Source organism: Ochrobactrum sp. SFR4 (assembly GCF_019730395.1).
GTDB lineage: Bacteria > Pseudomonadota > Alphaproteobacteria > Rhizobiales > Rhizobiaceae > Pseudochrobactrum.
Window position 1 is genome coordinate 1 of record NZ_JAAPBB010001308.1, and the last position, 240, is coordinate 240.

Here is a 240-nt window from a genome sequence, read left to right on the forward strand (position 1 = left end):
CGTGAAAGAATAATTAACCCAAGCGGCAACATCCAAACGCCAAGCACCGGTAAAAAGCTGAATACACCTCCGACAACCAGACTGCCGCCTAATGCTCGTCGCAACCAGACAGATTGCGGCAACGGAATCGTTTTTCCAAACAGTTTGATCCGATGCGCTCCACTTACAGCGCCATCAGTCTCCTGCTTAGTCGCAGTATCATCAATATCACGATCCGGTTTTAACAAGCTGCCTGCCCTG

1 pseudogene is annotated in these 240 nt (G+C 50.0%); it reads right to left on the reverse strand.

From position 1 onward, the window contains the following. A pseudogene (locus HBA93_RS23250) lies at nucleotides 1–227 on the reverse strand (hypothetical protein); the annotation flags it as partial. Nucleotides 228–240 lie beyond the last annotated feature (13 nt).